The sequence below is a fragment of the Ruegeria sp. N7 genome, from assembly GCF_056531345.1.
Window position 1 is genome coordinate 76,868 of sequence record NZ_JBQFLR010000017.1, and the last position, 12,001, is coordinate 88,868.

A 12,001-nucleotide genomic window follows, 5' to 3' on the forward strand; every position below is an offset into this window, starting at 1 on the left:
GCAAACAGGACGATACAGGTCGAGGTCGGTTTATCGCACCAATATATCGTACAAGAAGCGTCTATGGTTGTCGGACTGGTATCGAACGCTTTCAAAGCATGGGTCGCTTGGATTTATGAGACATACCGGCTCTGAGGGGATGAGTGTTTCGTTTGTAAGCACAAAGGTCCCGCCTAGGCTCTGTTTAAAGCCAGATAGTGAGTTAAGATTTTATTTTGTAACACAACCACCTTATCCTGTCATACGCCCTAAGAACTCAACGAGGGAGATTTGAGCAATACACCGCTCTCAGATTTCCATCGGATTAACTTTGCTCTTGATAGTTTATTTAAATGGAAACCATTTTGACCTGTTATGTCCAGCCAATGACCATTTTGAAGATTCAAAACCATGATTTCAGAGCTCAAAGATAAAGGCTTGTTCTTCAGGTTCCTCAGCATCAGTGTTCTGGGTACGGCTGCGGATTATCTGTTGGCGCTGCTGCTCGTGTTGGGTTTTGCGGCCCCCTATATTTTTGCCTCGATATGCGGCTTTGTGCTGGGCTCATTTGTCAATTACTGCGGGCATAATATCTTCAGCTACGAGCACACCGACGAAGGCACAATCTCGCTCCGGGGATATGGTAAGTATCTGATTGCGGTTTTGTCATCTTTGCTGGCCCGCCTCACTGTAGTGGCGGTTCTGGGATATGTGACGGCTTTACCTTTCTGGTTCATCCTGCTGATTGCGATCGGAGTGTCTTTTGTCGTCAGCTATGTGGTTTCGACGCTCTGGGTGTTTCGCAAACCGGGCTAGGTGTCGATGTAAAGCTCGTACCACATCATGTAGTTCAAGAGACCCCAGAGCGGGCGGCCATTATCCCGTTTTCCGGTTAGATGGTCATCGATCAGCGTCTGCAATGCCTGAACCCGAAACAAGCCTGTGCGCCGAATATTCTCGGGTCCGAGATAGCGCATCATTAGATCCTTGAGCTCGGTCTTGAGCCAGCGGGAATAGGGCATTTCAAGCCCAACTTTCTTTTTGTTGAGAATGCTGTCGGGTAGATCGTTCTCCATTGCCAGCCGCATAAGATGCTTCTTGCGCCGGTTCTTCATTTTCAGATGTGAAGGGACTGTAGCCATAAAACCGGTCAGTTCCGGATCGGTAAAGGGCACCCGGGCCTCAAGAGAATGCGCCATGGTCATCCGATCATTTTTGATCATCAGGTCGTCGGGCAGGAAAATGGTTGAATCGATATACATCAATCGTGACAGGATCTCTTCCGCACCACAGTGTTCGTAAGCCGCCTGGAAATGTCGCACCGAAGGCTGCAAAGATTCGGTGCCCGCCAAACCATCTGCGTAAAGGTCTAGTTTTTCAGCTTCTCCCAAGACAATCCGCCACCACAGGTGTGCTTCTTCCGGCGGCAGATCCAACCCGCCTAAAAAACGCTTGGCCTTGAATTCAAAGCTGAGTTTCTTGTCCGACACGGGCAGACAGTTCACCAGAGGCTTCATCACGCCGTTCCGAATGAAACCGGGCACCTTCCGGGCTTGTTTGTACATGTTGTAGGCTGCGTGTGTATCATAGCCGGCGAAGACCTCGTCGCCGCCTTCACCCGATAGAACGACAACCACTTCATCCTTGGCCAGTTCGCTGATGAAATACGTCGGTATTGCAGACCCGTCCCCATATGGTTCGTCGATGAAGCTCAGGTACCTTGGCAACATGTCCCGCACCATATCGGCCGTGACCGTCACCTCTCGGTGTTTGGTGTTAAACTTTTCGGCCACAATTCGGGCATAGGGCAGCTCATTGAAACTCTGATCTTCGAACCCGACGGAATAGGTGTGGATCGGTTCATCCACATGTTTGTGCATGAGTGCGACCAGTGTACTGGAATCCAGCCCCCCTGACAGGAACACGCCAATCGGCACATCTGCAACCAGGCGCCGCTGCAAAGCTTTATCCATCAGGTCATAAGACCTTTGAATCGCCACTTCTTCGGTTATGCCGGGATCAACGTGGAAGTTCAGATCCCAATACCGCTGCGTCGTTACTGCGCCGTCGCAGGTGACAGTCATGTGATGCCCCGGCGGTATTTCGGAAATACCGTCAAAGGCTGTCTGGGTTCCTGGAATGTAGTTGAAGGTTAGGAAATCATGTAGGGCCTGCATCGATGGTTTCCGCACAACCCGGTCATCGGCGATGATCGCCTTGATCTCAGAGCCAAAGCGAAAATGGTGATTATCTTTCTGGTAGAAGAAGGGTTTAATCCCATAGCGGTCGCGTGCCAGGTGCAATGATTTACTGCGCGTATCCCAGATCGCAAATGCAAACATCCCATTGAGTTCCGGAATCATGTCGAGTCCAATTTCCTCGTAAAGATGGATCAGAACCTCGGTATCCGTGCGAGACTTGAAGACATGGCTGCGCTCTTCAAGGCGGTATTTCTCTTTCAGTTCCTGAAAGTTGTAGATTTCACCATTGAAGACAATCACCACAGTGCCGTCCTCGTTTGTCATTGGCTGATGACCGGCATAAGATAGGTCAATCACCGAAAGACGCCGAAAACCCAGCGCAACGTCCTCGTCCAGCCAGACGCCATCATCATTGGGTCCACGATGGGCCAACGTTGCTGCCATTGCCGTGATCAATTCTTTTTCGGGGTGATCAGCCGCCGGGTCGACCTGCAGGATTCCGCATATTCCGCACATCTCAATCGTTATCCTTTACAGTACTTGCACTCTTTTCTGTGGCATGGGCCTTAGTCGGATCTGCTAGGTTGACCACCACGTCTCCCCCGCCCAGCGAACCCCGGAACCGCGCAACGGTAGCGTATTCCTTTTTGACCCTCTCCAGTATTCTCGGATATGTGGTCCGGGCGTGCACCGGCATCGTATAGACCAACCAGGTTCTGCCTGACTGCGAGGCCAGGCGATCCAGATCATCGGTCGTTTCGATGACATCCCATCCCTTGTCATAGTATGCATTGAACGGAAATCCTGCGATCCCGACAGCAAGAACCGTGTCCTGGGGCTGCCGGTCGCCTTCAATCAGATCGATGGCGCTACCGAAGTCCTGTTTTGGCAGATACACGTGCCGGAGGGACAAGAGAGATACGGCCAAGATAACCGAGCACAACAGTGCTGGCAGCCATTTCATGGCCGGGGTGGGTAATTGCGCCGCGTGCGCCGCCAACTGGCCGGTCACAAAGGCCCCGCGGATCACAATGAGGATTGCAAACCCAAAGGCAAAAAAGAAAAACCGTGGAAACAGAGTATACCCGATGCTGGTCATCACCATGAACCCGACTCCAACCGGGATCAGAAACAACGCCACAACGGCCGGTCGCGTTCGGGCAAAGCTGATGGCACCAATCGTAAAGACAAGGCCGGCGGCTATCACAACACCAGCACTGGCCAACCCGATCTGCAGACTGCTGAACAGTTCCGCCAACGCCCAAAAAGGGTTGGTCCACTCGTTGTCTTCGCCCTTCAGTCCAGAATTCAATAGCGCCCCGCCGACCATACTGGGCAAGACCAGAGCATAGACCAGAAACGTAAACAGACCCACCGGGATGAAACCACAAAACAACCCGTTCCAGCGATAGCGCTTATATTGCTCGTTTTGCTGGAACCAGGCGGTGCCCCAGATTGCAAAATGCGCAAGCGCCATCAGCCCCATGGTTGGGTGCGCATATGCTCCCAGTACCACGGCAAGGCAATACAGCCCCCATTTGCGGGGGCATCCCTGACGCATGGCGTCCAGAAACCAAGTGCTGGAAAGCAGGGCAAAGAACAGCAATGCGGTGTAACCACGCGCATTCTGGCTGAACCAGATGTGGTGATAGGAAAACGCCAGCAGTGCTGCCGCAAACAGAGCCTCGCGAGTCGGGCCGACACGGCGGGCAAAAAAGTAAATAGCGGCAATGCCAGCAATGCCAAAACCGACCGCAGGCAATCTCAAGACCCAGACACCGTCACCGAAGACCGACAAGGACAGGCGGGCCAGCACCGAAAACAGGACATGGTTGTTTGCATCGTGATAGGTGCTGACGATCTGCCCGATTGTGAGGGGCATGTAATTTACGGATGTCAGAATTTCATCATACCAGATGCCAGTATCAAGCCGATAAAGCCGCAAAGCGGTAGCGCACACCAACAGAAGGCCAAAGATCAGTGTCTGAGTTGAACTGGCGGGGGAAATCTCACAGCGTTGTGGGGACAGTGGGCGACCAATCGGCAGAAACCGCAATAACAGAAGATATATTCCTATGATGATGAGCCCGGCCTTGAATAGCCAAATCCCCTGAGCAAAGGCTGGATCAGTTACGGTATCTGTGCCGCGCAGCACTTGGGTAAAAAGGCTGGCTGGTAAAAGCAGTCCCAATATGACACCCGCCACCCCCGTCAAAACGCCAAAAGAAAACCTGACCATCCAACTATGCCCCGAACGCTTTGCGGAGTTTTGCAGAACCCACTCTACTTATGTCGATAATACGACAAAGTTCTCATTTCTTTTCACTCATATCAATTTTTGGGTTAGCAGGAACTAATTCTGTAGATGCTCGCAGTTTAACGAAACAATTTCCAAGTATATGCAATTATGTTTCATGTTGGCGCAAATATACCTCGGCAGAGCGGTCTGGAGGGGGAATTTAGCTCAAGTTGATTGGTTCTGTGGCATCGTAGCGCGCCAGAAGTTGGATTGTTTATGAAGATGTCAGAAAAAGGTTCGGTTTTTCCCGGCATGCGAGAGTATCGGACAGGTGCTGTCTTTCTCGGGTTGCTGGTTGCAGTTTTGCTGACGCTGATACTGCGACTTTGGGGGATTGAGCTACGCAGTATGTCCCATCCGGAAATCTATGTCCCCGGTATAGATTTGGTTTCCGGTATTTCCGAGCCGCCACCGCGCCATAACCTTGCCGAAACTATCTGGTGGCATTTCCATGATGAACCGCATCCAATGGGCTGGTATGTATCCATGCTAGGCTGGACTAAGGTTTTTGGAACGTCACATTTTGCCTTGCGGTTTCCCGGCGTATTGTTTGCCTTAGGTTCGATCCCACTGATTTTTCTGATTGCCCGCAACATCTTCGGGTCGACTGTGGGATGTCTGGCTGCATTACTGTTGGCACTTCATGGTTTTCATGTGTTCTGGAGCCAGACGGCCCGCATGTACGTCGCCGGAGCCTTCCTGTCATTGCTGGCAACGTGGCTTTTGCTGTGTCTTGTCAGAACGCGCAAGCCGCGCCCGGGCCTCGAGATTTCTTATGTAATCTCGGTTATTGCGGGAGTTCTGACGGTTGAGCTATTCTGGCCCCTGATCATGATCCAAGTGTTCTGGGTAGCTCTGGTCCTGCCTCTACCAAGAGCGGACGGTTCGCGACTCCGACATCGGATCGGTCTGAGGCAGGCCCCCCGGTTGCTACAAGTGCAGGCGTTTGCCTTTATCTTGTCTGCCCCGGCTTTGACCCATGCGGTGTATCGTGCGCGTAAAGGTGCGGCTCCTGATCCTTCGCCTGACTTTCTGTTCGAATATTTTTCTTTTGGGTTTCTGTTTGCAAAAGATGATTTTGCAGCTCCGCCGTTGCAGACCGAACCGGTCTGGTCATGGGTGGTTCTGGGATTCGGCTTGTTGCTCTTAGTGGCAAGCCTGAAAGCTCCAAAACGCGAAGCGCCAGTGATGGGGCCACAGCAAAAAATCTCGATATGGGTTTTGGTGTCGGCGGCGGTCTGTTCGGCCTGTTTTATGCTTTGGCTGGGTTCAATCGCCCATCGCAGAACCGAAGCGCTGATGGCGATGTCTGTTTTACCCTTTCTGGCGCTGCTCATCCCCGTTCTGGGCAATATATGGGGAGTTATTGTGCCCAGATTGCCCTCGAACACACTGTATTTTCCTCAGGAACGGACACTGCTTTTGTTGCTGATCGCGGTTGGCTCTCCGCTGATCTTGTTCGCAATATCCTACAAAGTTTCTATCCTTGCCCCCAGGGCTTTTCTTCTTTTCGTGCCTTATCTGCTGATCCTGTGCGCGGCGGGTGCAGTCTGGCTGTTCAAGGATCACCGTTTCAGGCTGGCGTTGATCAGCCTGTGTGTGTTGGTGTTTGCAGCCAGTATTCCCTACGCTGCTGGTAAGCCGGGCTCTCCTAACGACTATCAGGGTATTGCGAAGGCCATGCGACTAGAAATGACGGGCAGTGATCTTGTTTTCCTGCGGGACCGCGATTGGGTTGATACGCCACTGTTCTATTATATCAATGATGGGCAATTCATTGTTCAGGATTATGGAGAGGCCCTGCGCCGTAACCCCGATGCTCGAGTCTGGCTGATTACATGGCCCGATGTTGGGCAATCCAACGTTGCCGATGTGCGACGTGAGGTCCTGAATAATTATAAACGGGCCCTCAAAATCAAAAGATTGCGAGCCAGCGCCGAGCTTTTCGAACCCGATGCCGGGAATTGACCATCCCGAGGTACCTTTCTGGTGGTCCGGCTTGGGGGATATGACCGCGCTTGATGAACCTATGCGGTTTGCAGATTAATCGGGTCGCCTATCGGTGGGGAAGTGAGTCTGATCCCCTAATCCCAGGCTACTTTCGACAATATAAAGCGGGCGTTTCTGAGCCTCTGCATAAAGCCGTCCCAGATACTCCCCGATCACACCCAGCACGACAAGCTGCAGGCCACCGATCAGCAGCACAGCAACCATCAATGAGGCATAGCCAGGCACATCCACCCCGTAAATAAGGGTGCGCGAGATCAGGAAAGTACCGTAGATGATCGCAGCCAACGCAGTCAGCATTCCGACATAGCCTGCAATCCTGAGCGGTACCGTGCTGAAACCGGTAATACCATCCAGCGCAAAGTTCCAAAGGCGCCAGTAGTTGAACTTGGTTTGTCCCGCGGCACGTTCGGGGCGGTCATATGCCACTTCAGTGTGCCGAAACCCGACCCAGGCAAAAAGGCCCTTCATAAAGCGGTTGTGCTCGCGCAGCTGCCCTACAGCCTGAACCACCCGCCTGTCCATAAGGCGAAAATCTCCGGTATTGGCGGGTATCGGTACGCCTGAAAGCCGGTTGATGACCTGGTAGAATTTCAGTGCCGACCAGCGTTTCATCGCGGTATCGCTGTCGCGGTGACGCCGGATAGCATAGACGACATCGAACCCTTCACGCCACTTTTCAAGAAATTTTTCGATCAGTTCCGGCGGATCCTGTAAATCCGCGTCAATCGGAACAACAGCTTCACCTGCTGCTGCATCCAACCCTGCCGTCAAGGCTATTTCCTTGCCGAAATTGCGAGAAAAGTTCAGCACCTTGATACGGTCGTCGCGTTCATGCGCGGCGGCCAGAAGTCTGGCAGTTGCATCTGTGCTGCCGTCGTTCACGCAGATGATCTCATAACTTTCTCCAAGATGGTCGAGGGACTGTTCTAAACGCTTGAACAAAACCGGCAGAACATCTTGTTCATTGAACATAGGAACAACGACACTCAAAGTTGGAGCACCTTGGTCCGGTCTCTTTCCTCGAGACGGAAATGCGGGTGTGCCCATGTTTAACAGCGTCATAACGCGTACCTTTTCCCGTGCGTTAGGACACAGGTGATCATGATTTTTGCCCGGGCTCAAAAAAGTTTCGCATGGGCGTGCAAATTTTCAATTCCCAGTGTCTCCTCATCGTGACTAAGTACCTTACAGCGTGCATCGATGATAGTGACATTTCCAGCGGCCGCCATGAGATCTGCTAGACACGCGCCTCCGAAGAGATACAAAAAATGACCGACTATTCATCAAACTGATGATACAGAGTACTATACATCCCACACTGATTGAGGAAGGTTCGTGCTAGAATGAAAAGGTGATGCGTGGCGTTCAAAATACGAGATTGGGTGGAAGCACTTTGCCTGCGGATAAAGCGCGGAAATTTTGGTATTTCCATGCAGGGTCCAGAAGTTGCTTCGAAGACCCCAAGTTTCAAAAGAACCCACGCTCTTGGAGCGCCCGTGCACCTAGCTGCCAGAGTGCCGGAAAACGAACTTTTATCAACCTGTTCGCAGTTAGTGGAACGTATGTTCTTAGTCGCTGGTTACTCTGGAAGATTGCAGAGGATGCGGCCCGTACTTCTTGAAATTGAACGAAAGCCCAGTGCTGTTGCTGTCCAGGTGAAAAAACCAGGCAGGGGCGTTTGATGGCATCTTTCCACCGACTCAATCTTGTCTTGCGATCCTTTCGCCGGGTGGGGATTGTTGGTGGATTCAAGACAATGTGGATGCTTTTTAGGGACCGTGTGGTCGGACAGCATAGGCTGCTCTTCGCCATGAGTGGCGACAAAGCCCGGAAGATCGACGGCATGTCAAACACATTGACCGTACAGTGTTTTCGCAGCTGGTCCGATTTTGATGACCAAAGCAGAGACTTTCTGAAACGCAATCAGGACAAGATCCACTGGGATGTCCAAGGAAACCTAGACGAAGGCATGTCTGTCTGGATCGGGTTTTCCGACGGGGTTCCGGCAACCATTGCGCAAACCCGCTCCGGGCAAAACGTGAACGTATATTTCTTCCCGATGACCGAGCACTGTGCTCTGGTCTCTCACTGCTTTACCGTTCCTGATATGCGGGGGCGGGGGTACTATGTGGAAATTCTGAAGCACGTGTGCCGCACGCTGGCAGAAGAGGGGACCACGCGTATTTATATTGACTGCAGTGACAGTAATTTGTCGTCGGAACGCGGCATTCTTTCAGCGGGGTTCTTGCCCATCGGACAGGGGGTCCACCGCCGAAATGGGGCCGTTCATTGGCGACAGGATGCGCCACCATCGATTTGTCGCTTGGAGGACAGATAACTCTTGAATCAGTGAATGCTGAGGGACGAGGCAGTCACAGCATTTCAATCCGTGACGTGCCAGTTCGATCAGAATTTTATCCGGATAATAAACTCGAAACAGATGATCAATAATATTCAAGCCTTACGAGCCTTTGCTGCCATAAATGTGGTTTTCCTCCATGTCATCAAGACGGCATCAACATATGGACAAAGCACCGATTATTTATCCTTCCTGGCCGGGTGGGGTGCAAATGGGGTCGATATTTTTTTCGTGATATCCGGCTTTGTCATGCTGCACACTCAAATGCAGAAAAAGCGGCACACAGGCGCGTTCTTGAAATCGAGAATTCTAAGGATCGTGCCAATTTATTGGCTGATCACACTTTTTGTTGTGGCGGTTTATTACGCTGTTCCCGGAATCTTCAGGTCCATGGAGCTTTCAGGAACCATCATATTGTCATCGCTCCTATTTTCTTCGCTTCTGGTGCTCGGTGAGCCGCCGATTGTGTATGTTGGGTGGACCCTGGAATGGGAAATGCTCTTTTATTTTGTTTTTGGACTGTCTCTCTTCTTGAGGTCGTGGATCCATGTTTTCCTGGTTGTCAGCCTGGTTCTAGCCGGGGTATCCTTGGCGTCCGGTGATTTTATATCGCTTGAGTTCTTGTTTGGGATGGCTGTCGCGTATTTTTACAACAAAGGGTTTGAAATCAGGGAAAAGACAGGGGTCTTGATATTTGTTTTCGGGATGCTTCTTTTATGCGCCTCTCTGTCGAGTGAACTTGAGGTCGACCCAACAAACCGTGTCATTATCTGGGGTGTACCGTCGTTCTTTATCGTTTTTGGGCTGCTGTTTGCGACGCAGATTTCAAATCGGTTTTTGGTTTATCTCGGGGATGCATCCTACAGCATCTACCTTGTCCAGATACTCACCATTCCCGCTTTTTATAAAGTGTCTTCGATTGTCCTTAGACCTGTGAATGGTGACGTTCTGTCCATCTTGTGTCTGGCCAGCAGCGTCGCCGCGGGATGCCTGGTTTTTTCACTGGTGGAAAAGCCCATCACCAAAGGGATGAAGCGGGCGTTCTCCTGACTATTGCAGCGGGTTATTTTGCCGGTGGCAAAACGCAGCATCTTCGGCGCCCCGACTTGACGGATCTGGAGCGTTGCTGATCCCAAATCAGCGACGCGCTCAGCCGGAAAGGCGGTCAAAATTCAGAAAAATTCTTTCAGTTTCCGGGCATGCTTCAGGTTCGATGGCAGCGATATCGCATGTCGGGCCAGCTTGGCCAAGGATCGTGTACCGGGGATGACCTTGAGGGCCGACAGGCTTTTGGACGCTTTCAGGAAGTTTTCATAGGCCTGATTGTCCGCGTGGCGGAAGTCTTTTGCGTTCAGGTCTTCCCCGCCGTTGTCGGTTGGTACGGACACGACAGAGGTCGCCTTGAGGTTCACATCGAATACAACAAAGGATTCATAGAAACGGATGCACCAAACCCGCTTTTCCGCAGCATCTGTGAGGAGTTTGGAAAAGCGCCGGTTTACACGATCTACCATGCTCATGGCGTATTTTACGAAGGAACGGCGCTTGGGGCCAAAGCCCTCCATGTAGGATGTATGCGTGTCTTCCACGACCAGCATGCCTCCATCGCGGATATGCGGCAGCAGACACTCGGTTGTTATGATCTGTTGTTCATAGGTATGACCACCATCGTCCAAGACGATGTCGATTTCACCAACCTCCTTTGCAAGTTTCTCCAGAAAGGCCGGGTCGCTCTGGCTGCCAATGAAAATTTCAAAACCTTCCTGCTCCCAGCGTTTTGCGCCGGGGTTCAGTTCAACACCAATGATGCGGGCCTGCGGCCCGAAGAACTCGCGCCACATGAACAAAGAGCCGCCACTGAGAACCCCGATTTCGACGAAGGTAATTGGCTTGCCGATGTAGGGAGAGAAAAGCTTGTCATACACATCGAAGTAAGTCGAATGCTTGCTGCTTTTGTACGGGCTGTTCAGGTAAGCTTGATAGCTTGCTGCGGTCACCGGCATTTTCTCAGGTTTCATTTCGTGGTCCTGTAATTGAATAAAGTTCACTCGTAAGCAAGGTCATGGCCCGTCTGTCTGTCATATATGATGCCGATGCAGGATCATGTGTCGAGATAAATACTCTTTCACAATAAAATGCCAAGCTGCTGCATTCTGGTTGCGGGTCTCCCTGTCTTGAAAGGCGTGCCACAATACGGGGCGAAAAACTCCCAAGTGCTATCCAAACCCTTTTTGCATGTCCTGCAGTGTGCTGGCCTGAAAAAGGCATGGGCGGGCCTCAAATTAGAGGTCCGCCCATGCTTTGATTAACAGTTATTCTAGTCGGGGGCGGCTGTCGCCATTAGGCAAACAAATCCGCGTATAGATTCGAAGCCCAAGAGTCGAAGAATTCCACATCACCCCCGGTTGTCAGAGAGTCGGTGCTGTCGGCAATAAAACCGCTGCCCTCAGAATCGGAAGCCGTTCCAGTCTCATGTGAGGTATCAGCACGGTTCAAAAACATCTGAATGAAACTGCTGTCGGACCCGCCGTCATCGTCATCGATTTTTGCAGCCTGATTTCCCTTTTTGAACATTTTTGGGCCGAAACCCGAGTTTTTCCACACAAACCGATCAGTGCTTGTATCCTCGGTCTCTGAAGCAGGCGATTGTGCGGTGTCACCCGGGTTGTCCTGATTGCTTATGTCGACAACCAACTCTCCTTGAGGTTCGACAATGTTAATGGGGTCTCCGACTTCGGTTTCAGCCCCGGTTTGAGGCTGCTCGGCGGCAGGGATACTCGTCTCTGTCTCGGTTTGAGTTTCTCCGGTATCGGTTAGGTCGCCTCCTGCCTCGGGCTGGTTCGTCCCGGTATCGGTTTGATCGCCTCCGGTATCAGGTGGTGGGGTTAACCCGATATTGGGTTGGCTCGCTCCGGTGTTGGTCCCGGAATATCCGTTACCATTCAGCCAATCGAAGTAAGTGCCAGAAATGCTGTTTGCGAGGTCAGAACCTGCACCCAACAAATCTGCCTGGCTTCCCGGTATGACGATATATTGATTGTACCCATCCGTCTGCGCCGTGGCCTGATAGGTAAAGTGCTGGTCGTATTCCGTGGGCTTGATCAAGACATTATCAGTTACAGTCCAATCCGACTGGCTATTATGCCCCAGAAT

At 51.7% G+C, this 12,001-nt stretch carries 9 protein-coding genes; 4 read left to right on the forward strand and 5 right to left on the reverse strand.

Annotation, left to right across the window (positions count from 1 at the left end):
* Positions 1-390: 390 nt before the first annotated feature.
* Entirely contained in the window at positions 391-795 is a 405-nt protein-coding gene (locus ACR0ES_RS16585; RefSeq protein ID WP_480871350.1) for a GtrA family protein, read from the forward strand.
* On the opposite strand, the gene asnB is transcribed toward ACR0ES_RS16585, so the two are convergent.
* On the reverse strand, positions 792-2,696 hold the full coding sequence (gene asnB / locus ACR0ES_RS16590; RefSeq protein ID WP_480871351.1) for an asparagine synthase (glutamine-hydrolyzing): 1,905 nt from the start codon (positions 2,694-2,696) through the stop codon (positions 792-794). The genes ACR0ES_RS16585 and asnB overlap by 4 nt on opposite strands.
* Position 2,697: 1 nt before the next feature.
* On the reverse strand, positions 2,698-4,419 hold the full coding sequence (locus tag ACR0ES_RS16595; protein WP_480871352.1) for a glycosyltransferase family 39 protein: 1,722 nt from the start codon (positions 4,417-4,419) through the stop codon (positions 2,698-2,700).
* 276 nt (positions 4,420-4,695) lie between these two features.
* On the opposite strand from ACR0ES_RS16595, the gene ACR0ES_RS16600 reads away from it, so the two are divergent.
* Positions 4,696-6,447 carry a glycosyltransferase family 39 protein gene (locus ACR0ES_RS16600; RefSeq protein WP_480871353.1) on the forward strand — a complete coding sequence of 584 codons (1,752 nt, stop codon included), beginning with the start codon at positions 4,696-4,698 and terminating at the stop codon, positions 6,445-6,447.
* A 75-nt stretch (positions 6,448-6,522) separates the two neighbouring features.
* Here the strand turns inward: ACR0ES_RS16600 and ACR0ES_RS16605 are convergent, their stop codons facing one another.
* The gene (locus ACR0ES_RS16605) at positions 6,523-7,551 is read right to left on the reverse strand and encodes a glycosyltransferase family 2 protein (RefSeq protein ID WP_480871354.1); all 1,029 of its coding nucleotides are present in this window, start codon (positions 7,549-7,551) and stop codon (positions 6,523-6,525) included.
* Positions 7,552-8,251: 700 nt separating this feature from the next.
* Between ACR0ES_RS16605 and ACR0ES_RS16610 the strand changes: the two genes are divergently transcribed.
* On the forward strand, positions 8,252-8,827 hold the full coding sequence (locus ACR0ES_RS16610; protein WP_480871355.1) for a GNAT family N-acetyltransferase: 576 nt from the start codon (positions 8,252-8,254) through the stop codon (positions 8,825-8,827).
* A gap of 102 nt (positions 8,828-8,929) precedes the next feature.
* Positions 8,930-9,898, forward strand: coding sequence for an acyltransferase family protein (locus ACR0ES_RS16615; protein ID WP_480871356.1), 969 nt, complete (start codon positions 8,930-8,932; stop codon positions 9,896-9,898).
* 122 nt (positions 9,899-10,020) lie between these two features.
* On the opposite strand, the gene ACR0ES_RS16620 is transcribed toward ACR0ES_RS16615, so the two are convergent.
* Positions 10,021-10,866, reverse strand: a complete 846-nt coding sequence (locus ACR0ES_RS16620) for a class I SAM-dependent methyltransferase (RefSeq protein ID WP_480871357.1) — start codon at positions 10,864-10,866, stop codon at positions 10,021-10,023.
* Between the two features lie 322 nt (positions 10,867-11,188).
* The coding region (locus ACR0ES_RS16625) for a hypothetical protein (protein WP_480871358.1) at positions 11,189-12,001 on the reverse strand (813 nt) is incomplete at its 5' end.

Coding starts and splice junctions, on each gene's coding strand:
- ACR0ES_RS16610 (WP_480871355.1), top strand. CDS start 8,252: ATGCTTTTTAGGGACCGTGTGGTCGGACAGCATAGGCTGCTCTTCGCC.
- ACR0ES_RS16615 (WP_480871356.1), top strand. CDS start 8,930: ATGATCAATAATATTCAAGCCTTACGAGCCTTTGCTGCCATAAATGTG.
- ACR0ES_RS16600 (WP_480871353.1), top strand. CDS start 4,696: ATGAAGATGTCAGAAAAAGGTTCGGTTTTTCCCGGCATGCGAGAGTAT.
- asnB (WP_480871351.1), bottom strand. CDS start 2,696: ATGTGCGGAATATGCGGAATCCTGCAGGTCGACCCGGCGGCTGATCAC.
- ACR0ES_RS16595 (WP_480871352.1), bottom strand. CDS start 4,419: ATGGTCAGGTTTTCTTTTGGCGTTTTGACGGGGGTGGCGGGTGTCATA.
- ACR0ES_RS16605 (WP_480871354.1), bottom strand. CDS start 7,551: ATGACGCTGTTAAACATGGGCACACCCGCATTTCCGTCTCGAGGAAAG.
- ACR0ES_RS16585 (WP_480871350.1), top strand. CDS start 391: ATGATTTCAGAGCTCAAAGATAAAGGCTTGTTCTTCAGGTTCCTCAGC.
- ACR0ES_RS16620 (WP_480871357.1), bottom strand. CDS start 10,866: ATGAAACCTGAGAAAATGCCGGTGACCGCAGCAAGCTATCAAGCTTAC.